Raw genomic sequence first — 20,855 nt, forward strand, 5'->3', positions numbered from 1 at the left:
ATTAATTGTAGTTTCTTCCAAGCTCATCATTGGCAGCACGGATAATAGATTTATCGCCATTGTCATCATGGTAGAATTCCCAGAACATGATTCCATTTGCAATATCTTTGGCGAGTTTAGCTTTTTTCTTGGTGGTTATGGTTCCATTAAAGTAAAATTGAACGCCATCAATTGATGCATTATCTAAACTTACATCAGCCCCCGCTGTTACAAAATCGCGATAGGCCTTAGCTGAATTGTTGGCATTTTTACCATAAGCCGGGATACCCAGAACAGCTTTCTCTTTTGGCATGCCGCGGGTACTTAACCAATAATTTAAACTGGCAACGGCCATATTATAGGATGCATGTTGTATAGGCTCATTTTTATCCCAGCCAATGCCATCATACACCATAATATTAAAGAAATCTACAACAGGGAAAACTTCCGATTTTAATCCATCCCGAATACTGCCGGCGTATACACCAGGGGTTATGGCTGCACTTAAAAATTTATGGTATTTGTGTAGCGAATCTGAAAGCTCTTTCATTAATAATACATAATTATCTGCCGAGCCATCGCTGGTGCTTGGATATTCCCAATCCATATCCATACCATCCAGATTATTTGTTTTGGCAAAAGTGAGCACATTTTTTACAAACAGGTTTCTAGCCGTTGCAGATGCCGCCATGGTTACAAAAATACTTTTCGTGCCCGATATCGAAATGCCGGTTTTTACGCCATTTGCCCTTGCTTTTTGCATTACGGTTGTAAATCGGCCCGGTTGTGCTAACGCTGCTAAACTTCCATCGGTATTGGGATTTAGAAAAGCATAAAAGAGGTGCGTAATCATTTTGAACTTCGAATCGGCAACACTGGCTGGATCTCGGTAACTTGGAAAATAGCTTACAATTTTAAAGCTATTGTCGGGAATATATGGTGTAGTAGGGATAGGAGGTTCTGTAAGATCGGTTATGGGATCATTTTTCTTACAAGATGATATGATAAGCAGGGTAGAAATGCCAATCAATAAGTAGAATTTTTTCATAGGTTCGGTGTTTTTTGAGACTACATATGCTTAAAAAGTATTGTGTATATAAGTGATTATCCTCACCATTTCTGCACGTACCTCGGCAGTTGGTTTTACAAAGCTGTTGTTCATGAAAGAATAAATGTACATTTTGCCTTTTTTTGTGAGTACATACCCGCTTTGATTATGAACACCCCCGAGCGAACCTGTTTTCCCGAAAACAAAAGGTTTGTCGGTTTTTGGGTAAGCACTTTTTAATGTGCCGCTTTTACCACCTGCAGGTAACAGACTAAACAGCTTTTCCGGATTGTTTACCAACCTGTAAATGGAATCAAGGAGGTATACATTATCACGCGGCGTAAATAAATTCTGACGGGACAAACCAGATCCGTCAACCCATTTTACTTTATCAGGCAAAAAAGAAAGGTAGTTTTTCGTAATGTAATCGATCGCTTTCGTTGTACTCAGTGTATCGCCAATCTGGTTGGAGCAAACCAATAACAAATGTTCGGCGATAAAATTATCGCTGGGTAGCATCATGTGTTTTAAAACAGAATCACGCTTCGCACCCGATAAAGTTTTAGCATACGATGGTATTTTTAAGTTTATAATGCCGACAGGTTTGTGCAGGGTATCTGATAATATTTCGACGGTAACCTGCATACTGGTTTTATATGGGTTTTGCTGATTGTAGCCTGGTTGCACTGAAACGGCAGGATAATGAAAACGGTTGCTTAAAAAATCTCTGCTTACCTGAAAGCTGCCCGTCTTTTTTGTAGAATCTATTTCGAAACAGGAGGCAAAAACCCTTGGTTCGATATTGATTTTATTTGGACTGGCATAAGTAGAAGTAACCATGTTATCCATAATTGGCATTTCGGTAATTTCTGGCTGATAATAATAATCGTAATCATCCCACGACCAGCCATCGCCAAAGAAACTACCAGAATATCGTCCGGGAGAAAAGAATAGTTTTTTGTTCGAAGCCAAAAGAAAATTGTAAGCCGATTTGTCTTTTACAGCAAACTGTAAAAAAGCCGGATCGCCTGTACCCCAAAAAATCAATGAATCATTCCGTTCAATATATTTTAAAGCCGGCATCAAATCTGGCAGCATTTTTAAGCTGGCAAAAAAAGTATAAAGTTTGGTGTTAGATGCCGGGGTGAAATACTTATCGGCATCTTTCTGGAAAACCATTTTTTTATCTACAGGATTGTAAAGGGCGAAGCCAACCTGATATTGTTTGATTACCTGTGAATTTTTAAATTCTTTAGCTACTTTTTTTGAAATGATTTTATTGGTTGAGCAACTTGTTAACAAACAAATAGATAGTGCAAATGCGAGAAAAATAAAATTATGATTTTTTAAAGGAAACATGTTCTAAATTTAGGGGGCATAATTATCAACTAATTTATTAAATTTAGTTTAATGTTAGCCAAATATAACCCCGGTGTAATAATCTGTTTACGCAAACTAACAATTTGTGTGGGGTTGGTATTTCTTTTTTTTTCTGGGTTTGGCCAGGAATTCCTTTTTAAAAGAAACCGGCAAAAACAGTCAATTACTTTTAAGTGCATCAAAAACCTAATGGTTATCCCAGTGTATGTAAATGGTAAGGGGCCTTATGATTTTGTTCTTGATACCGGAGTTGGACCTATGATTATTACCGATCCATCGATTATCGATTCGTTGAATTTTAGTAAACTCCGTAAAATTAAAGTATCTGGCTTGGGCATTGAAACAGTTGAAGCCTATGTTTCTCAAAGTCTGGATGTTAAGGTAGGCAGTACAAGCATTAAGAATATACCAACAGCAATCTTAAAAGAAGATCTCTTTAACCTTTCGGGGCATTTGGGCCTGAAAATTTACGGCTTGCTGGGCTTCAGTTTTTTTAATAGCTTTATTGTTGATATAAGATATAGTGAAAACAGGCTGATTATTTATGATTACGATGCCAAAATTAAATACCGCGGCAAAAAAATACCCATCGAGATCGAGAATCAGAAGCCCTATATTTTAGGCACTGTTGATGTTCCAGGCAGTAAAACAGTTGAGGCCAGATTTTTAATGGACACAGGAGCCAGCCATGCTTTATCGCTCGAAATGCTCCATGGGACCGAATTCCCGCTACCTGAAAAAAAAATTAAAGCAAATTTAGGGATGAGCCTTAGCGGCCAGATTAAGGGATATGTTGGCCGTGTAGACAAGTTTAATTTAGGCGGCTATGTTTTTAAAGACGTTGTTGCAGGATTCCCTGATTTTAAGAGTATTGCGGATAAGATCGATTTATCAAAACGGAACGGGAACGTTGGGGCTGATTTGTTGCGGAAATTTAATATCCAGTTTAATTACCAGGGAGGTTTTATTTATGTTAAGCCAAATGGTTTAAGCAAAACTCCTTTCGAACACGATATGGTAGGTATGGTGCTTTATCTCGATCAGAAAGAGTATAAAAGAGTTCTGATTGGAGAAATAGACGAAAATAGTCCGGCAGAAAAAGCAGGACTATGCCCTGATGATGAAATTATTGCGGTAAATTTCAAAAGTATAGATGCCTATTCTTTAAATGAACTTACTGAAATGTTTAAATCAAAAGCAGATCGAAGTGTAATTTTTGAAATTTTTAGGGATAATCAAGTCTATTTTAAAGTAGTCCGGCTAGAAAAGAGGATCTGAAAAGCGTAATTTTCCAGTTACAAAAGAATTGTCGTGTAACAAGGTTCTAACTTTAACCTCTTATTGCCAAGCAAACTAACTTTTATATACACATGAAGAAAAACTTTAAGGTACTTGCTCTCGCAGGTATCGTAGTACTTGGTGTAGCCGGATCAGGTTCGGTATATGCCCAGAAAAAATCTAAAACGACAAAAGGGGCTACTCCTGCGGCTCCAACTGCAGCCCCGGCAGCGGCACCCAAAAAAGAAGGAATTAAACCATTTTCTGAAGTAATTACCTCAAAAGCCAGAACAACAAACGGTTTATTTAAAACACACAAGGTAGACGATAAATGGTATTTTGAGATACCGGATTCAATGATCAACCGCGAAATGCTTGTGGTTACCCGATTGGCAAAAGTACCGGCAGGAGTAAAAGTTGGCAACCAGCAATATGGTGGTGAACAATTAAATGAACAGGTATGGAAATGGGAGCGTAGAGGTAAACAGGTTTACATCCGTGTACCAAGTTATTCAACAAAGGCCGATCCCAATAGCGATATGTACGAATCGGTGCAAAATTCTAATCTTGCACAAATCTTAGCCAGCTTTGAAATTAAAGCTTATAACAAAGATACTACTGGTGTGGTAATTGATGTGACCGACTTTTATAACGGTGATGTAATGGCCATTGGTGCTACCGATCAGATCCGTAAAGCTTATAAAGTTACCATGTACGATGCAACACGCTCTTACATCGATACGGTAAAAACTTTCCCTATTAACGTTGAGGTAAAAACAGCTAAAACTTACCGCGCAGCAGAATCTCCAACAGACAATAGTAATGGAGCAGTCACTTTCGAATTCAATACATCGATGTTATTATTGCCAAAAACTCCTGTAAAAGCAAGGATAATGGATAGCAGAGTTGGTTTCTTTGGTCAATCGCAGATTGATTACGGGAGCAACGCACAAAAGGCAGAGCGTACCGCTTACATTCACCGCTGGAATTTAGTCCCGAAAGATACTAACGCCTATAAACGTGGTGAATTGGTAGAACCAGTAAAACCAATTGTAATTTACATCGATCCTGCGACGCCTAAAAAATGGGTGCCGTTTTTAATTCAGGGAATTAATGATTGGCAGGTAGCTTTTGAGGCTGCAGGTTTCAAAAATGCCATTATAGGTAGAGAAGCACCAACGCCTCAACAAGATCCTCAATTTAGCGTAGAAGATTCGAGATATTCTGTTGTTCGTTATTTTGCCTCAGATATTGCAAATGCTTATGGTCCGCACATTAGCGATCCCCGTACCGGACAGATTTTAGAAACGCATATCGGTTGGTACCATAATGTAATGAACCTATTGCGTAACTGGTATTTTGTACAAACGGCAGCCATTAACCCTGAAGTTCGTAAAGCTAAATTTACGGATGCGCAAATGGGCGAATTAATCCGTTTTGTTTCTTCACACGAAATTGGCCATACTTTAGGTTTGCCACATAACTTTGGCTCGAGTTATGCTTACCCGGTTGATTCGTTACGTTCAAAAGCATTTACAGATAAACATGGTACTGCACCATCTATTATGGATTATGCGCGTTTTAACTACATCGCTCAACCTGGCGATGGTGTAACCAAACTTCACCCTCAAATTGGAGAATACGATAAATGGGTAGTGAAATGGGGATATTCTTGGATTCCTGGAAACAAAACCGCAGAACAGGAAAAAGAAATTTTAGATCAGTGGACATTGAAAAATGCAGGTAATCCTTTGTATTTCTATGGCCGTCAGGGAACTTCATTAGATCCTCGCTTGCAGAGCGAAGATTTGGGCGACAACGCAATGAAAGCAAGTACTTATGGTATTGCCAACTTAAAACGCATTTTGCCTAACGTAGAAAAATGGACCTATCAAAAAGGTAAAGACTATAGCGATTTAAAAGAAATCTACACTGAAATTGTTGGCCAGTTTAACCGTTATATGGGACATGTGGCAACAAATGTTGGTGGATTAAGTGAAAACTTTAAAACCTACGAGCAAAAAGGGCCTGTTTATGCTTATTTGCCTAAAGCAAAACAAAAAGAAGCTGTTGCTTTCTTCAATCAACAGTTATTTACTACCCCGCTTTGGTTAATCAGTAATGATCAACTCAGTAAATTTGATAATGGTGTATTGCTAAATCGCATTAAAAGTGTTCAAGCGAATACTTTAGGCAATTTATTATCCGCTTCACGTATTGCTCGTTTGTTGGATAACGAAACTAAAAACGGTGCAGCAAAAGCGTATACCTTACCTGAATTATTTACGGACTTAAGGTCGTCGGTTTTTGTTGCAGGAAGAGCAGATGCATTTAAACGTAATTTACAACGTGCTTATGTAGACCGTTTACAGGATTTAATGACTAAGGAAGCAGAACTTCCGGTTGGATTCCCGGTAGATTATGCAGCAAGTTACGGTTTAACACCAATCAATGTTGGTTTATCTGATATCAGACCATTGGTTAGAGCAGAGTTAAAAACCTTGTTGGCAACTACAAAAGCCAGGGCAGCAGCCGGTGATGCCATTACTAAAGCACATTACGAAGATTTGAATATCAGAATTAAAGATATTTTAGATCCTAAGAAATAAATGATAGATGTATTGAATTAGAGAATAGTATGTGATACAGCATCCAAATTCAATTATTCTCTCATTCAAAACTCAATCATTAAAAAAGCGGAGCAGATCATTAAATTGATCGCTCCGCTTTTTTTTGGGCCAAACCTATAAGGTTTTCAGCCAAAGGTTCGTTATCTCGACTGCAGTGCAATCCCGAACTTTCGGGAGAGATCTATTGCAGCAGATTTAGCTTCGCTGAGCACTTCGTGGTTCTCGGCTTGGTTGTACTTCGCTCGAAACGATGAATCTATTTAATCCCTTTGTATAATTTTTGATGCTTTAAGCTAAACACACAGCAGTTTTTTAATTTTATCGCAAAACAGGATTATGTTTAAAAAACTATTCTTTGCGGTTGTTTTATTTACAGCTTCTTTCTCAGCATTTGGCCAAAATGCCGATTCAATTACCATTGTTAAAACCAAATGGCATAAGAACAGAATTGCCAAACAGGTGGTTTTGTTCCGGCATCACTTCGATCAGAAAAATCTTTTCGCTGCAAACGAAAACATTTCTTTTTTAGAAATAAAAAATACTGGCCGGAAGGCGGTTTTTGCAATTGGAGCAGAAGAAAAGGAACTGATTAACACCAGTAACTTTGGATTACGTGATACAGCAATTGCCGCAGTAAACGGCAATTTTTTCGATGTAAAAAATGGAGGTTCGGTAGATTTTGTTCGCGTTAATGGAAAAACCATCAATACTAACCGCCTGGATAAAAATGGAAATCGGGCAAGGCATCAGGAAGCAGCAGTTGTAATTGAGAACGGAAAAATTTCGATCAAAAAATGGGATGGAACAAGCGATTGGGAAACAAAACTGGCCGCTCAGGATGTTTTGTTAAATGGCCCCTTATTAACTTTAAACTATGTTGATGAAAAGCTAGATACGACCGGATTTAGCCGTTTGCGCCATCCGCGTACCTGCTTAGGGGTAAAGCCTAATGGCAGGGTGATTTTGTTAACTGTTGATGGAAGAAATGAAAACTCCGCAGGCCTGAGTTTGTTCGAGCTAACCAAGTTAATGCGCTGGTTAGGCTGTACCAGTGCCCTAAATTTTGATGGTGGGGGTTCTACAACTTTGTGGGTAAACGGAATGCCTGATAATGGTGTTGTCAACTATCCAACAGATAATAAAAAATGGGACCACGAAGGGCAGCGCAAAGTAGCTAACGTCATTTTGGTGAAAAAACAAACACGGAGATAACCTGCATCTATAACAGCATGTTTAGCTCTGGTTAAAAAAACTTATTTTAGCCAAAGATTTTTGTTGAAATGATTAAAAATACGATATACTTTTTCTTTTTTGTGCTGATGCTTTCTGCATGTAAGTTTGGCTCTAAAACCAGCGACCCAACTTTAAGAGATTTTACTTTCGAGCCTGTAAAAGGCATCCGTTATCAAGAGGTAAAACGCCGTTTTAAAACCGGACTTTCTTTTAATGCCGAAGGTTTTATGCAAAAACCATCCTGGATCATTGAAGTGGTTAAGGAAGATACCATGTCGGCATGGAGTCCACAGAAGCAAAGAATGCAAAAATTCTATATGCAGTACGATCATGGAAATGTATATAATTTTGCTGCGGAATTTTTTAAAGTAAAACACATCAGTAAGGATAGTTTGGTTTTTCAGCGGATTCAGGTTGATGGAAAAGTAATTGCCTCAGATGTTCGCTCGGATGTAAATATGACTTTTTATGCGCAGGATTATATTAAAAACAAATTGAAGGCCAAGGCTGCCGATCTGCAAAAACCAAGCAAGGCTGATACTGTTTTTATAGAGAAGCGTGCTGCCAAAGTTAACTTGAATAGCGATAGTGCTTTTGCTGCAACAGATCCGGTTCAGTTTATACCAAAAAGTAAAATTGTAAGAGTAGAAAAAATCAGCACGGTTGATCGGGCGAATAACAGGACCGAAGCGTATGATTATATGTTTCCGCAATATATTATCCGGATAGATCGGGCTTACAAAGACTTTGCTTACCAGGTTGCGGCGGTGGTAGATTTTCAGGGAAGCATACACGTAAAAACGATTTATAATGTACTTCCCGAGAATGCTGAAGCTAAAAAAAAGGTGGCTCAGGGGATAGCAGATATCTATGTTAGAAACCTTTTTGATGTGGCTCCCGGAACAACACTCGGGATTCCACATAACAGTGAAATTACTTTAACTATGATTGGGAAGGCAATTAAAAAGCCTTAGTAATCTGCTATTTACAAAATTTTAACGTTAAAAAAATGTTAAAATTTATTTTGATTTTAAAAATTAAAACTTACCTTGCATACTTAATTTTAATATTTAATACAATGCAAGAAGGCACAGTAAAATTCTTCAATGTAACTAAAGGTTTTGGCTTTATCGTACCTGCAAATGGAGATAGCGAAATTTTTGTTCATTCAACAGGTCTTATCGACGAAATCCGTGAAAACGACAAAGTACAGTACGAAGTTGCTAACGGTAAAAAAGGCTTAAATGCCGTTAATGTGAAAGTAATTTAATTTATTTATCATATTTACAGAGAAGGCTGCTTTCTTGCGATGGCGGCCTTTTTTTGTTTTATTTTTCGCTGCCTGAATTCCATTCAGGATCTATTCTCACTTATTATGACCTACTATTTTATTGTTCCTGGTTTGGGTAATTCTGGTCCAGATCATTGGCAAACGCATTTTGAAAATTCTGGAGATCATTTTATCCGGATTAATCAACGAGAATGGGATACACCTGCCAGCAAAGATTGGATTGAAACAATAGATCAGGCCATTGCTGATTATAATTTGGATGATGTGATTTTAATCGGCCATAGTTTGGGCTGTACCGCAATTGCCAATTGGGCAAAACAATATCAAAAGAAAATTAAAGGAGCTTTACTCGTTGCACCAAGTGATTTAGAAGCACCCCGATATACTTTCTCAACGGTTGGTTTTGATCACGTGCCTTTAGATAAAATAAACTTTAAAACCATTGTTGTAGCCAGTTCAAATGATGAATGGGTAACAATAGGAAGGGCTGAATTTTTTGCTGAAAATTGGGGAAGTGAATTTATTAATATCGGTAATGCTGGCCATATTAATGCCGATGCCGGTTTTGGTGAATGGCCAAAGGGATTGGAAATTTTAAGAACTCTGGGCTAAAATTTATATTGCTGAGTTCCTGCAGATTCCGCGAAAGGCGCAGATGAACATAAATCTGCGTAAATCAATTTGAGCTGCGGGAACCATTAAGCTATATCTTACTTCTGAGCCACTTTTTTTCTTAAAAACTGATCGAGAAAGATTAATCCGATTACCAGATCTGCAAAAAGAAAGGCATAAATAGCCGTAGACGTAATGTATTTCTCTAAGTTGAAATCGAAATTCACTTTCAAATCGAATTGAGGCATTTCGAGGTTAGCATTATAAAATACATAACTTAATATGGCTAGTAGCGAGACCACGAAAAAGCCTCCAATGCCGTAAATGATCTTTTTGTCGACCTTTGTTTTCATCGCCATAGGGGCGGGAACTAAGGCAATACTTTCCATCACATTCCTGTTGAAAGACATAGAAGGTTCATCAAGATCGAGCCCATCAAAAACTAAATTAAGCTTTAGCAGATCCTCGTACTGGGATTTAATCTCAGCATCCGATTCAATTTTTTCTTCAATGGCTTTTTTTGAAGCATCATCCAAATTCCCGTCAATATAATCCCAAAGCTGTTGTTCTATTGTGTTCATAGTAACTCCTTTACTTCATCTTTTAACAAATATTGTAATTTTTCTTTAAGTCTTTGCCTGGCCCTGTGCAACTTCACTTTTATTGTGTTGGGTTCCATGTGCAGTGCTTCGCCAATTTCTTCTAAACTCTGTTCACCTTTATAAAATAGGGTAATAATAGCAGCATCGTCTGGTAAAAGCTGGGCAATGGCAATATTTAAAAAAGCATGGCTATCCTGCCGCTCATAGCCATTTGCGTTAAAACTGGAGGTCTGGTTTTCCAGCTGTAAAATGGTGCTTTCATCATGTATCGACGTAGTATCTAAACGGTTTTTCCTTAAAAAAGTCATCGCCGTAGTATAGGTTATCGTGTACAGCCAGGTGCTAAATTTAGCTGTTTGTTTAAAGGTGCCCAATGCTTTATATGCTTTTACAAAGCAATCCTGGGCAATTTCTTCGGCATCTTCCCTGTTTTTCGAAAACCTTAAAGCAAGCGTAAATACAAATCGCTGATGGCGCTTTACCAACAAAGCATACTGATCGGTTTCGCCGTTCAATACCTTTTGGATCAGCTCTAAATCTGTAGGTTTTTGCTCCATGTTTAGCAATAAGACTACAGTAAAGATAAGTAGGTTACACCTGAAACATGATTAAAGGAATTTATTATTTATCAATAACGATACGAATTATGCTAATAGTTTAGTTTTTTGGAAACGAAAGGACAGTTTTCCATGGTGGCCTGTAGTCCTGCTGTTCGTTGTAGTCCCGACGTGAAGTCGGGAGCTGTCGCTACCATCCCTTAGGTTTGAGAAAGATTATCAAAGAATTAAATTTGACAAAGGAAACCTTAAAAGCAGAGGTGAACTATGCTGCGATCCAGACTTACGATCTAGAACCTGTAACAGACCTCTGCTTTTTAGTTGAACAAGAACCATATAGAATTTTAGTCTAGCGGACTATTAAGGGATTCAGTTTTATTCAACTTTAGGATTTCCATTTCACTTAACCGTAAAGTTATGAATTATGAACTATTTGTTGGAATAGATATTTCCAAATCAACCATCGATGTTGCTGTTGTTACACAGGCCTGTTTCGAGAAGCCCCTCCACCATGTTTTTAAGAACAGCTATGATGGCTTTGGCCTAATGCTGGAATGGCTTTCCATACATGGTATCGCGCTTAAGAAGGTTCTTTTCTGTTGCGAGCATACAGGTATTTATATCTGCCCCATAACCAACTTTATGCATGCAAATGATTTATCTATATGGGTTGAAAACGGGCTGCACATTAAGCGTTCCATTGGACTTAAACGGGGGAAATCTGATAAGGCTGACGCACAGGCAATCGCAAGCTATGCTTTTTCAAATCAGCACAAAGCCCGTCCTTACCTCCTTCCTTCGGCAACAAGCTCAAAACTCAAACACCTGCTGGCACACCGCGAACAGTTGGTAAGACACCAGACCTCTTTTAAATGCACCTGCTCAGCGCTTAAAGGATTTGATAGGGAGAACGCTGGCTATTGCATAGCCGATAGCCAGGAAATGCTTGCCCTTTACGCCGAACGGATAAAAAAGGTAGATATCGAGTTGGCAGCCTTAATAACAGAGGACCAGGAACTAAACGAACAGTTCAGCCTTGTGCAGAGCGTGCATGGGATCGGAAAGCAGACGGCTATGTTTATCCTGATCCATACTGAAGCCTTCGCTGCATTTTCAGACTACAGAAAGTTTGCGAGCTATTGTGGAATAGTCCCATTTCCACATAGCTCGGGGACGAGTATACGAGGGAGAAACCGGGTAAGCAACCTCGCCAATAAAAAACTAAAGGCGTTACTGACCATGTGTGCGCTAAACACGATAAAAAAAGATAACGAATTCAAACGATACTATGATCGAAAAAAAGCTGAGGGAAAAAACGCTATGTGTGTACTGAATGTGATAAAAAATAAGCTACTGAGCAGAGCTTTTGCTGCTGTTAAAAGAGGTACGCCATACCTCCTGGAGCCTGCCGCATAAATCTAAAGTAATGCTTCTCAGAAAAAAAACTTTTTATTTGCATAAACCATAGAATACAGGTTTACGCACAAAGTTGTGGCGCCTTGAAAAAACCTAAAAATGAAATGCTGTATTGGCCATTTAGCCCCGGGTAAAGCGGTACCCTGCAGGCTGAGGAACGAGGCCAAAGCGTACAAGCGGAACACGGGAACCAACTTGATTTCTTGCACAGGCACTGCGCTCCGAAAAGAAAATTAGTTGATAAATAGGCGATATGATTTTTTATTGACTGGAAATGAAAGGATGGTTTTTCATTGGAGATTGCAGTCCTGCTGTCCGCTGTAGTCCCGACGTGAAGTCGGGAGCTGCCGCTGCCATCAGGTTTACGCACAAAGTTGTGGCGCCCTGAAAACCCTGAATATGAAATGCTGTTTTGGCCATTTAGCCCCGGGTGAAGCGGTACCCTGCAGGCTGAGGAACGAGGCCGAAGCGTACAAGCGGAACACGGGAACCAACTTGATTTCTTGTACAGGCACTGCGCTCCGAAAAGAAAATTAGTTGATAAATAGGCGATATGATTTTTTATTGACTGGAAATGAAAGGATGGTTTTTCATTGGAGATTGCAGTCCTGCTGTCCGCTGTAGTCCCGACGTGAAGTCGGGAGCTGCCGCTGCCATCAGGTTTACGCACAAAGTTGTGGCGCCCTGAAAACCCTGAATATGAAATGCTGTTTTGGCCATTTAGCCCCGGGTGAAGCGGTACCCTGCAGGCTGAGGAACGAGGCCGAAGCGTACAAGCGGAACACGGGAACCAACTTGATTTCTTGTACAGGCACTGCGCTCCGAAAAGAAAATTAGTTGATAAATAGGCGATATGATTTTTTATTGACTGGAAATGAAAGGATGGTTTTTCATTGGAGATTGCAGTCCTGCTGTCCGCTGTAGTCCCGACGTGAAGTCGGGAGCTGCCGCTGCCATCAGGTTTACAAACAGCGTAGGTGCACAAGCAGCCTCAAAAATGAATCTTTTAGGTTCCGGGGAAACTTCCGAAGTTTTGCCTACGCTTTAAGCCTGGTAAACTTCGGAATTTGTGTGTTAATTCGAAGCGAAAAACTTTAAACCGGCAATAGAACCGATGAGCGTACAGATAAAAAATATCCGCCAAAAGGTTGCTGGTTCATTGAAATAAAAAATGCCGATAATTACCGTGCCCACGGCACCGATACCCGTCCAAACAGCATAAGCAGTTCCCATAGGTAGAGTTTGGGTTGCTTTATTTAGCAATAAGAAACTCAAAATAATACAAACAAAAAAAGCTGTACTCCATTTTATATTCGAAAAATTGTTCGATAATTTAAGGCAGGTGGTAAAGCCAACTTCAAAAAGGCCGGCAATAATTAAGATAATCCAGTTCATGATAAATGTGTTTCTGCAAATTTAAGGCACATTTATCGGGCAGCATTTTACAAATGTTAAAAAATGATTTTATTTATGGGCTGCTCTTATTCTGCTCAGGGTAACCTGTGTTACACCCAGGTATGAGGCAATATGTTTTAAAGCTACTCTTTTGATCAGCTGGGGAGATTGATCTAGAAAATCCTGATAACGTTCTGCTGCCCCTTTAAAAGCCCTGTCGATTAATCTTCTTTCAGTAGCAATTAATTCCTGTTCTGCAATTTTTCTGCCCCAATTGGCAATTTCTAAATGTTGATCGTAAAGCGAAAAAAGATCGGCTAGCCTGATCTGAATTAAACTGCAGTTTTCCAATAGCTCAATGTTTTCGTATCCGGGGCTGTTATTAATATAGCTGTTAAAAGAAAAAAGAACTGCACCACTTTGTCCAAACCAGAAGGTTATCTGCTGGTTTTGGCCGTCGGAATAGGCTCTGGCAATACCACTTTCGAGGATATAGAAATAAGGCTCTGTTTTATCTGCATAGATTAAAATCGTTCCTTTCTGATGTTCTACCCGCTTAGATACAGCCGCTAACCTTTCTAAAGCCTCAATGCTGAGCAGTTTAAAGATTTCTATATTTTTTAACTGACTGTACAAGGGAATTTTTAATGTTTGATAAAGCTATCGATTTTTTTTCAGCAAGGGTGTAACCTGATTAAAAAGTGTGTAGTCATAATACACAGAACACGGTTCAATTTAAACAATAGAATATTAATAAATTAAAAAATTATAATCATGGAAGGTATATTAGTCCCAATCTCACTTTTTTTAGGTGCATTCGCAATGGTATTCGGAATCCGTTACCTATCAAACAAAGAGAAAATGGCAATGATCGAAAGGGGAATCGATCCGGGTGTGCATAAGGCTACACCAAAACCGTTTTTAAGTTTAAAGTTCGGTTTACTTTTGGTTGGCCTGGGAATAGGTTTATTAGTAGCGCTCTTCACCGTTAGAGGGGTATTCGGCAGCGACATGACGCGCAGTGAACAAGGACAATCGGTAGCCATTTACTTTGGTTTCATCGGAATTTTCGGCGGACTGGGTTTAATCGTTTCTTACCTTGTAGAGAAGAAATGGCTGGATAATAACAAGTTTTAATTATTAAATAAGTCCTGCCGTCAGATGCTTTCATCTGATGGGGATCGGAGAGGAGTCAGGTTTTAGAACAAGAGTTGTTCAAAACTTGATTTCTCTTATTTTTTTAGTGCTGTGGGATATTGTGTTGTCAGATATTTCTATCTGACAAAAAAGACCAAGCATTAATATAACTGTCAGATGGTAACATCTGACAGCACATTTACTGCGGCTTATTAATAATGGCAACAGTTAAACGGCTAATACAGTTCATCTTTCCACGCTCATCGTAAATTTTGATTTCCCAAACCTGGGTTTTGGCCCCAATATGTAAAGGTTTGCAAATGCCTTTTACCAAACCACTTTTTACTGGCCTTAAATGATTGGCGTTTACTTCTAAACCAACAGCAACATACTTTTCAGGATCTATACACATATAAGAAGCAATACTGCCCAAGGTTTCTGCCAAAACCACCGAGGCGCCGCCGTGCAAAATCCCTGCAGGTTGATGTGTACGTTCATCAACAGGCATAGTTCCAATAATAAAATCTTCACCAATTTCGGTAAAGCGGATATCGAGCAACGCACCTAAATGATTTTTAGGACGGTCGTTTAGCTCATCAACCGTAAAGTTTTTAAACCACATGGTAACGTTCTTTTAAAATGTAAACATGATGGATAATATGGCCACCCACAATAAATAAAATAGATTTTACATTAATTTCCCTGCCCGAAGCAATTCCCTTTCTGTTTAGTTCTTCTTCATTTAAAGATTTAAAAAGGTATAAGTTGGCTTTACGTAGTGCAATAAACTCTTCAATAAGATCATCCAGATCACGCTCGGCAAAACGGGCATTGGTTACATAGTCATCTTCCTCGAAACCTGGTAAAGGCTGCTGTTCTTTTCGGGCAAAACAAGTAATGCGAAAGGCAAAAACACGTTCAGCATCAATAATATGGCCTAGCATTTCTTTTAGTGTCCATTTACCTTCGGCATAGGCGTAATCAGCTTTATCGGCGTTTGCCCTAAACAAAGCCGGAATACTTAGTATCTGATCGTTTAAAATTTCGAAAATATCTCGATCTACTTTACTGATATAAGTTTCGCCCCAAGTTGGATATTCGTTAGGCTGTGGTCGGTTCATATCTTAAACTGCTTTTTAATATTATTCTAAAAGTTGTGCCTTTACCCAGTTCAGAGTCTTTTACAAAAATTTCTCCGCTGTGGTAATTTTCTACAATACGCTTGGTAAGCGATAAACCTAAACCCCAACCGCGTTTACGTGTAGTATAGCCTGGTTGAAAAACCGCATCGAACTTAGACCTCGGAATGCCTTTTCCGGTATCGCTCACATCAATAAAAACCTGTTCTTTGGCTAAATTTTCTATAATGTTAATGGAGATCGACCCTTCGTTTTCGATGGCGTTTGCTGCATTTTTTAAAAGGTTTTCAATCACCCAATCAAATAATGGAACGTTTAACATCGCCCTTACCTGCTCATCGCCGGTAATGCTGAATTTAACCTTATCTGAGGTACGTACTTTAAAATAGCGGATAAAATCGCTGATTACAATGTAAACCGTATGATCTTCGAGTATAGGTTTAGAGCCGATTTTAGAGAAACGGTCGGTAATGATTTCCAGACGCTTAATATCGTTCTCCATTTCGGCAATAAGCGGATCATCTTCTGCATCAAATTTCGATTTCATCAATTCTGTCCAGGCCATGAGTGATGATATTGGTGTACCCAGCTGGTGTGCCGTTTCTTTAGCTAAACCTACCCAAACATGGTCCTGTTCATCTTTCCGCGCAGAACTAAATGCTGCATAAGCTGTTAAAAGGAAAAGGAAGATAACCCCCATTTGGATGTATGGGAAGTACCTCAGCTGTGTCAGAATGAAGGAGTCGCGATAGTAAGCCTTAAATTTTTTGCCCAAAAAATTCATTTCGTCTGGCGGATGCTCTGCTTTCATCTGCCTTAACTGCCGTACAAAATATAAACTATCGTAAGTGAGTTTAGCATCTGCAACGGGGTAATTGGTTTTAGTACTGTCTAAACCAAAAAAAGAAGTAATCGTTCCAGCAGAATCGATCAAGATTACAGGTGTTTTGGTGTTTGCACGTACCGTTTCTACAATTACACGATAATCGTCATTATCGTAAAGAAACATGGCCCGTTCCTGAATTTTCACCCACAGATGAAACTGGTCTGCCTCTTCGCGTTCCATTTTTTTTACAAAAGAATCGGTGTAAAATACTGAAGCAATGCCAATTAATATGGCAAAAATAAGAAGGAAAAACTTCCAGCGGCGTTTCTTTTGATAAGGATTCATGCTTTAGCTAGGCAAATTACAATAACAAAACGGAAAAAACATAAAACCATTATGCTTTTTAAAAAACCTTGAGCAATCATTTCGAATACATAATAGCTTCATCATATATGAAACACTATAAAATGGATGAAAAACATATCTTTGCAACGTCTTGCGTTTTGCGCAGAGCGGTAAGCGCTAGAGCGCCCAACGCCTAACGCCAATCGCTCAACAAACCAATTATGGATAAGAAAGTTAGAGTAAGATTTGCCCCAAGCCCAACCGGAGGTTTGCATTTAGGTGGTGTACGCACCGCTTTGTTCAATTATTTGTTCGCCAAAAAAAATAACGGAACTTTTGTACTTCGAGTAGAAGATACCGATCAAAACCGTTTTGTAGAAGGCGCTGAAGAATATATCGTTAACTGTTTAGATTGGTGCGGAATTACACCTGATGAAAGTCCAAGCAATCCAGGCGCTTATGGCCCATACCGCCAAAGCGAGCGAAAGCCGAGTTACCGGAAATTTGCCGAACAGCTGATTAGCGATGGTTATGCTTATTATGCTTTCGATACTCCAGAAGATTTAGACGCCAAACGTAAGGAAATCCCAAATTTTCAATACGGACAGGCTACACGCATGCAGATGCGTAATTCTTTAACCCTTACCATTAGTGAGGTTGAAGAGTTGTTAGCGGCAAAAACGCCACATGTTATCCGCATTAAAGTACCAGCCGATGAAATTGTACATTTTAATGATTTAATTCGTGGCGATGTAAGTTTCGAAACTTCGTTGGTTGATGATAAAGTATTATTAAAAGCTGATGGAATGCCAACCTATCATTTAGCCGTTGTGGTTGATGATAAAGCGATGGAAATCAGCCATGCTTTTAGGGGTGAAGAATGGTTGCCTTCGGCACCGGTTCATATTTTACTTTGGAAGTATTTAGGATGGGAAGCGGAGATGCCTGCATGGGCACACCTGCCTTTAATCTTAAAGCCAGATGGACATGGAAAATTAAGCAAACGCGATGGCGACCGATTAGGTTTTCCGGTTTATGCAATGAACTGGACCGATCCTAAAACCGGCGATGTAACCAAAGGATTTAAAGAAATGGGTTTTATGCCCGAAGCTTTTATCAATATGCTGGCACTTTTAGGCTGGAATGATGGTACCGACCAGGAGTTATTCTCGTTAAAAGAGCTGGAAGAAAAATTCTCTATAGAAAGAATTAGTAAGGCAGGGGCTAAATTCGATTTCGAAAAAGCCAAATGGTATAACCATGAGTGGATTAAATCGCAGGGCGCTGCGCGCTTAGCGGCAGGCGTAAAGGCGGAGTTGGAAAAAGCAGGAGTTGAAGTAAATGATAATACTTTTTTAAATACTGTTATTGATTTAATTAAAGACCGCTGTACACTATTGCCCGATTTTGTGGTACAGAGCAGTTACTTCTTTACTTCGCCGGCAGAATATGATGTAAACTCGGTAAAACCAAAATGGACAGTAGAAAAAGCCGATTTTTTTAATGCTTTTGCTGATCGTTTACTATTAACTGATGCGGGTACTGCCGAAGCAACTTTTAAAGCCCTGGCCGAAGAAAAGGGCTTTAAACCAGGAGAATTGATGTTGCCTTTCCGCATTATGCTGGTGGGCGGTAAATTTGGGCCTGGTGTTTTTAATATTGCTGTGTTGTTGGGCACAGCAGAAACTAAAACAAGGATAACAAAAGCAATTGCTGTTTTTAATAGCTAGCATTCATTCTGCGAATGCAGGAAGATCATACAGAGAAGCCAGGTATAAAACCCGGCTTCTTTTTTTGCAATAATCCAAAAGAATAAATCAATAAAAATAATTTATACTTTAGTATAACAATTGTCCCATAATTAAGGTTATTCATTAAACTAAAAAAGTAAATTATGCAATGGTTTGGTAAAGGCAGTAATAATGTAGAAGACGGAAGAAGCGGTGGCGGTGGGAAAACCATCCTTGGTGGCGGTGTCGGTATAATAATCGTAGTGCTCGGCCTAATTTTCGGCAAAGATTTAACTGGCTTGGTTAGTCAACTTCCTGCTACTACAGGTACGGAAGAAGTTAAACAGGGTGTACCAGCTAACGATCCACAGGCACAGTTTGTAGCGGGTGTATTAGAATCAACCGAGCAGGTATGGGATAAGGAATTTCAGGCAATGGGCAAACAATATGAGTATCCTAAACTCAGGTTATTTAGAGAAGCTGTACAAACGGCCTGTGGGAACGCAAGCGCTAATGTAGGGCCGTTTTACTGCCCTGGCGACCATAAAGTTTATATCGACTTATCATTTTATGATGATTTAAAGAATCGTTTCGGTGCTGCCGGAGATTTTGCACAGGCTTATGTAATTGCACATGAGGTTGGCCATCACGTTCAAAATTTACTGGGAATTTCTGAAAAATTAGATCGGGCACGTGGTCAGGTGAGCGAAAAAGAATACAACCGCTTGTCAGTGAAATTAGAGTTGCAAGCCGATTTTTTTGCTGGACTTTGGGCGCATAATGCCCAAAACCTTAAAGATTTTAAATTGGATGAAGGAGATATTGAAGAAGCATTAACTGCTGCGAATGCCATAGGCGATGATAAATTGCAAAAACAGGCTACAGGCGATGTTCAGCCCGATTCTTTTACCCACGGCACCTCTGCACAGCGTATGTATTGGTTTAAAAAAGGCTTTGAAACGGGAGATATTAGACAGGGCGATACTTTTAATTCAAATAATTTATAAAAAATCAAAACTTTTTTAAAAGCGCATTGTTTGTTTACAGTTAATGAGGTTTTTATCTCAAAACCAAACATAATTATCCCGGCTTCTTATTTGTTTTAATAAAGATGATCCTTATAGTTGATGACAGGCCCGAAAACCTGATCTCGTTACAGAAAGTATTACAGGCACACAGTTTTGAGGTTGATACCGCATCATCTGGCGAAGAAGCGCTGAAAAAAGTTTTAAAAAACAATTATGTCCTGATTATTCTCGATGTACAGATGCCAGATATGGATGGTTTCGAAGTAGCCGAAACCATTTCCGGGTTTAGCAAGGCAAAAGATACCGCCATTATATTTCTTTCGGCTGTAAATACAGAGTTAAAATTTATTACTAAAGGATACCTTAGCGGTGGACTGGATTACATTACCAAACCTGTTGATATTAATGTGCTGCTCCTTAAAATAAAAACGTTTTATCGAATTTACGAGCAGAATAGAAAGCTTAACGAGGTGCAGGAAAAATTGCTTGAAGAAATCGAATTCCGAAAGCAGGCCGAACATAAAAAAGACGAATTTATCAGCATTGCCAGTCATGAGTTAAAAACACCTTTAACCAGTGTAAAGGGCTATATTCAGTTGTTGCAGCGCAGCCTCAACAGAGATGATAAAACCATGGCCCAGAATCATCTCGAAAAAGCGAGTACCCAGCTCGAAAAACTAAACGAATTAATTGTCGATCTGCTCGATATTTCAAAAATTGAAAGTGGAAAGATGAAGTTTAACATGAAAAGTTTTTGTGCTGATAATATGGTAAACAATGCCATCGAGATGTTGCAGCAATCTAATCCCGATTTTAAAATCAGCAAACTGGGCAAAACAGACGAAATGATATTTGGTGATGAAATGCGCTTGGAACAAGTGGTGATCAATTTTATTACGAATGCTATTAAATATGCCCCAGGTACCAATCAGGTTAATGTAACCACGAATATTAAAGATGAAAAACTTTATCTTGCTGTAAAAGATTTTGGTATTGGTATTTCAAAAGAGCAGCAAGATAAGATTTTTGATAAATTTTATCGGGTAGAAGATAACAGCAACCGGTTTAATGGCCTTGGAATAGGCTTGTATATCTGTTCGGAAATTATTAACCGCCATGGAGGTACAATTGGGGTAAACAGTGTGCCGGACGAGGGTTCTGAATTTTATTTTATCATCCCTACCACAGAAGAAGAAATCCTTAAAAACCAGATCTAATTATCCTTAATC

At 39.1% G+C, this 20,855-nt stretch carries 20 protein-coding genes; 11 read left to right on the forward strand and 9 right to left on the reverse strand.

Annotated elements, in window-relative coordinates:
• Position 1: 1 nt before the first annotated feature.
• Together ACN9MR_RS23555 and ACN9MR_RS23560 are read right to left on the reverse strand one after the other, a co-directional pair.
• On the reverse strand, positions 2–1,027 hold the full coding sequence (locus ACN9MR_RS23555) for a glycoside hydrolase family 18 protein (RefSeq protein ID WP_426326939.1): 1,026 nt from the start codon (positions 1,025–1,027) through the stop codon (positions 2–4).
• A 30-nt stretch (positions 1,028–1,057) separates the two neighbouring features.
• On the reverse strand, positions 1,058–2,386 hold the full coding sequence (locus ACN9MR_RS23560) for a D-alanyl-D-alanine carboxypeptidase (protein WP_426326940.1): 1,329 nt from the start codon (positions 2,384–2,386) through the stop codon (positions 1,058–1,060).
• A gap of 210 nt (positions 2,387–2,596) precedes the next feature.
• Here ACN9MR_RS23560 and ACN9MR_RS23565 point away from each other — a divergent pair, with 210 nt between their 5' ends.
• From ACN9MR_RS23565 to ACN9MR_RS23590, 6 genes are all read left to right on the forward strand, one after another.
• On the forward strand, positions 2,597–3,685 hold the full coding sequence (locus ACN9MR_RS23565) for an aspartyl protease family protein (RefSeq protein ID WP_426326941.1): 1,089 nt from the start codon (positions 2,597–2,599) through the stop codon (positions 3,683–3,685).
• Positions 3,686–3,777: 92 nt separating this feature from the next.
• Positions 3,778–6,294 carry a zinc-dependent metalloprotease gene (locus ACN9MR_RS23570; RefSeq protein ID WP_426326942.1) on the forward strand — a complete coding sequence of 839 codons (2,517 nt, stop codon included), beginning with the start codon at positions 3,778–3,780 and terminating at the stop codon, positions 6,292–6,294.
• Between the two features lie 357 nt (positions 6,295–6,651).
• Positions 6,652–7,527, forward strand: a complete 876-nt coding sequence (locus ACN9MR_RS23575; protein ID WP_426326943.1) for a phosphodiester glycosidase family protein — start codon at positions 6,652–6,654, stop codon at positions 7,525–7,527.
• A gap of 68 nt (positions 7,528–7,595) precedes the next feature.
• Positions 7,596–8,522 carry a hypothetical protein gene (locus ACN9MR_RS23580; RefSeq protein ID WP_426326944.1) on the forward strand — a complete coding sequence of 309 codons (927 nt, stop codon included), beginning with the start codon at positions 7,596–7,598 and terminating at the stop codon, positions 8,520–8,522.
• Between the two features lie 104 nt (positions 8,523–8,626).
• A complete protein-coding gene (locus ACN9MR_RS23585; protein ID WP_025141747.1) occupies positions 8,627–8,818 on the forward strand; it encodes a cold-shock protein in 192 nt (63 codons plus the stop codon).
• Between the two features lie 105 nt (positions 8,819–8,923).
• Complete coding sequence (locus tag ACN9MR_RS23590; protein WP_426326945.1) at positions 8,924–9,451, forward strand: RBBP9/YdeN family alpha/beta hydrolase; 528 nt, start codon at positions 8,924–8,926, stop codon at positions 9,449–9,451.
• Positions 9,452–9,549: 98 nt separating this feature from the next.
• On the opposite strand, the gene ACN9MR_RS23595 is transcribed toward ACN9MR_RS23590, so the two are convergent.
• Positions 9,550–10,032 (reverse strand): anti-sigma factor family protein, encoded by a 483-nt coding sequence (locus ACN9MR_RS23595; RefSeq protein ID WP_426326946.1) that lies wholly within the window; start codon positions 10,030–10,032, stop codon positions 9,550–9,552.
• A complete protein-coding gene (locus ACN9MR_RS23600) occupies positions 10,029–10,610 on the reverse strand; it encodes an RNA polymerase sigma factor (protein ID WP_426326947.1) in 582 nt (193 codons plus the stop codon). Before ACN9MR_RS23600 ends, ACN9MR_RS23595 begins: the two co-directional genes overlap by 4 nt.
• Positions 10,611–11,027: 417 nt before the next feature.
• On the opposite strand from ACN9MR_RS23600, the gene ACN9MR_RS23605 reads away from it, so the two are divergent.
• Positions 11,028–12,026 carry an IS110 family transposase gene (locus ACN9MR_RS23605; protein WP_426325762.1) on the forward strand — a complete coding sequence of 333 codons (999 nt, stop codon included), beginning with the start codon at positions 11,028–11,030 and terminating at the stop codon, positions 12,024–12,026.
• A gap of 1,074 nt (positions 12,027–13,100) precedes the next feature.
• Here ACN9MR_RS23605 and ACN9MR_RS23610 read toward each other — a convergent pair.
• Positions 13,101–13,421: a DMT family transporter gene (locus tag ACN9MR_RS23610; RefSeq protein ID WP_184465705.1), complete on the reverse strand. Its 321-nt coding sequence runs from the start codon at positions 13,419–13,421 to the stop codon at positions 13,101–13,103.
• Between the two features lie 69 nt (positions 13,422–13,490).
• Complete coding sequence (locus ACN9MR_RS23615) at positions 13,491–14,057, reverse strand: Crp/Fnr family transcriptional regulator (RefSeq protein ID WP_426326948.1); 567 nt, start codon at positions 14,055–14,057, stop codon at positions 13,491–13,493.
• 138 nt (positions 14,058–14,195) lie between these two features.
• Here ACN9MR_RS23615 and ACN9MR_RS23620 point away from each other — a divergent pair, with 138 nt between their 5' ends.
• On the forward strand, positions 14,196–14,558 hold the full coding sequence (locus ACN9MR_RS23620) for a DUF6249 domain-containing protein (RefSeq protein WP_057931066.1): 363 nt from the start codon (positions 14,196–14,198) through the stop codon (positions 14,556–14,558).
• 199 nt (positions 14,559–14,757) lie between these two features.
• On the opposite strand, the gene ACN9MR_RS23625 is transcribed toward ACN9MR_RS23620, so the two are convergent.
• The 3 genes from ACN9MR_RS23625 to ACN9MR_RS23635 are packed head-to-tail and all read right to left on the reverse strand — an operon-like array spanning position 14,758 to position 16,868.
• Entirely contained in the window at positions 14,758–15,180 is a 423-nt protein-coding gene (locus ACN9MR_RS23625) for a hotdog fold thioesterase (RefSeq protein WP_426326949.1), read from the reverse strand.
• Positions 15,170–15,679, reverse strand: coding sequence for a DinB family protein (locus ACN9MR_RS23630; RefSeq protein WP_426326950.1), 510 nt, complete (start codon positions 15,677–15,679; stop codon positions 15,170–15,172). The genes ACN9MR_RS23625 and ACN9MR_RS23630 overlap by 11 nt, the downstream gene beginning before the upstream one ends.
• Positions 15,660–16,868, reverse strand: coding sequence for a sensor histidine kinase (locus tag ACN9MR_RS23635; protein WP_426326951.1), 1,209 nt, complete (start codon positions 16,866–16,868; stop codon positions 15,660–15,662). The genes ACN9MR_RS23630 and ACN9MR_RS23635 overlap by 20 nt, the downstream gene beginning before the upstream one ends.
• Positions 16,869–17,089: 221 nt before the next feature.
• Here ACN9MR_RS23635 and gltX point away from each other — a divergent pair, with 221 nt between their 5' ends.
• The 3 genes from gltX to ACN9MR_RS23650 all read left to right on the forward strand — a co-directional run bounded on the left by gltX (position 17,090) and on the right by ACN9MR_RS23650 (position 20,843).
• On the forward strand, positions 17,090–18,598 hold the full coding sequence (gene gltX, locus ACN9MR_RS23640; protein ID WP_426326952.1) for a glutamate--tRNA ligase: 1,509 nt from the start codon (positions 17,090–17,092) through the stop codon (positions 18,596–18,598).
• Between the two features lie 164 nt (positions 18,599–18,762).
• Positions 18,763–19,605, forward strand: a complete 843-nt coding sequence (gene ypfJ / locus ACN9MR_RS23645) for a KPN_02809 family neutral zinc metallopeptidase (RefSeq protein ID WP_426326953.1) — start codon at positions 18,763–18,765, stop codon at positions 19,603–19,605.
• A 104-nt stretch (positions 19,606–19,709) separates the two neighbouring features.
• Positions 19,710–20,843, forward strand: a complete 1,134-nt coding sequence (locus ACN9MR_RS23650; protein ID WP_426326954.1) for a hybrid sensor histidine kinase/response regulator — start codon at positions 19,710–19,712, stop codon at positions 20,841–20,843.
• Positions 20,844–20,855: the final 12 nt, after the last annotated feature.

The organism is Pedobacter sp. R-06 (genome assembly GCF_049913135.1).
GTDB lineage: Bacteria > Bacteroidota > Bacteroidia > Sphingobacteriales > Sphingobacteriaceae > Pedobacter.

What these genes read in the sequence shown, in the direction of transcription:
- ACN9MR_RS23555 (WP_426326939.1), bottom strand. Translation starts at nt 1,027, where the DNA reads ATGAAAAAATTCTACTTATTGATTGGCATTTCTACCCTGCTTATCATA.
- ACN9MR_RS23560 (WP_426326940.1), bottom strand. Translation starts at nt 2,386, where the DNA reads ATGTTTCCTTTAAAAAATCATAATTTTATTTTTCTCGCATTTGCACTA.
- ACN9MR_RS23565 (WP_426326941.1), top strand. Translation starts at nt 2,597, where the DNA reads ATGGTTATCCCAGTGTATGTAAATGGTAAGGGGCCTTATGATTTTGTT.
- ACN9MR_RS23570 (WP_426326942.1), top strand. Translation starts at nt 3,778, where the DNA reads ATGAAGAAAAACTTTAAGGTACTTGCTCTCGCAGGTATCGTAGTACTT.
- ACN9MR_RS23575 (WP_426326943.1), top strand. Translation starts at nt 6,652, where the DNA reads ATGTTTAAAAAACTATTCTTTGCGGTTGTTTTATTTACAGCTTCTTTC.
- ACN9MR_RS23580 (WP_426326944.1), top strand. Translation starts at nt 7,596, where the DNA reads ATGATTAAAAATACGATATACTTTTTCTTTTTTGTGCTGATGCTTTCT.
- ACN9MR_RS23585 (WP_025141747.1), top strand. Translation starts at nt 8,627, where the DNA reads ATGCAAGAAGGCACAGTAAAATTCTTCAATGTAACTAAAGGTTTTGGC.
- ACN9MR_RS23590 (WP_426326945.1), top strand. Translation starts at nt 8,924, where the DNA reads ATGACCTACTATTTTATTGTTCCTGGTTTGGGTAATTCTGGTCCAGAT.
- ACN9MR_RS23595 (WP_426326946.1), bottom strand. Translation starts at nt 10,032, where the DNA reads ATGAACACAATAGAACAACAGCTTTGGGATTATATTGACGGGAATTTG.
- ACN9MR_RS23600 (WP_426326947.1), bottom strand. Translation starts at nt 10,610, where the DNA reads ATGGAGCAAAAACCTACAGATTTAGAGCTGATCCAAAAGGTATTGAAC.
- ACN9MR_RS23605 (WP_426325762.1), top strand. Translation starts at nt 11,028, where the DNA reads ATGAATTATGAACTATTTGTTGGAATAGATATTTCCAAATCAACCATC.
- ACN9MR_RS23610 (WP_184465705.1), bottom strand. Translation starts at nt 13,421, where the DNA reads ATGAACTGGATTATCTTAATTATTGCCGGCCTTTTTGAAGTTGGCTTT.
- ACN9MR_RS23620 (WP_057931066.1), top strand. Translation starts at nt 14,196, where the DNA reads ATGGAAGGTATATTAGTCCCAATCTCACTTTTTTTAGGTGCATTCGCA.
- ACN9MR_RS23625 (WP_426326949.1), bottom strand. Translation starts at nt 15,180, where the DNA reads ATGTGGTTTAAAAACTTTACGGTTGATGAGCTAAACGACCGTCCTAAA.
- ACN9MR_RS23630 (WP_426326950.1), bottom strand. Translation starts at nt 15,679, where the DNA reads ATGAACCGACCACAGCCTAACGAATATCCAACTTGGGGCGAAACTTAT.
- ACN9MR_RS23635 (WP_426326951.1), bottom strand. Translation starts at nt 16,868, where the DNA reads ATGAATCCTTATCAAAAGAAACGCCGCTGGAAGTTTTTCCTTCTTATT.
- gltX (WP_426326952.1), top strand. Translation starts at nt 17,090, where the DNA reads ATGGATAAGAAAGTTAGAGTAAGATTTGCCCCAAGCCCAACCGGAGGT.
- ypfJ (WP_426326953.1), top strand. Translation starts at nt 18,763, where the DNA reads ATGCAATGGTTTGGTAAAGGCAGTAATAATGTAGAAGACGGAAGAAGC.
- ACN9MR_RS23650 (WP_426326954.1), top strand. Translation starts at nt 19,710, where the DNA reads ATGATCCTTATAGTTGATGACAGGCCCGAAAACCTGATCTCGTTACAG.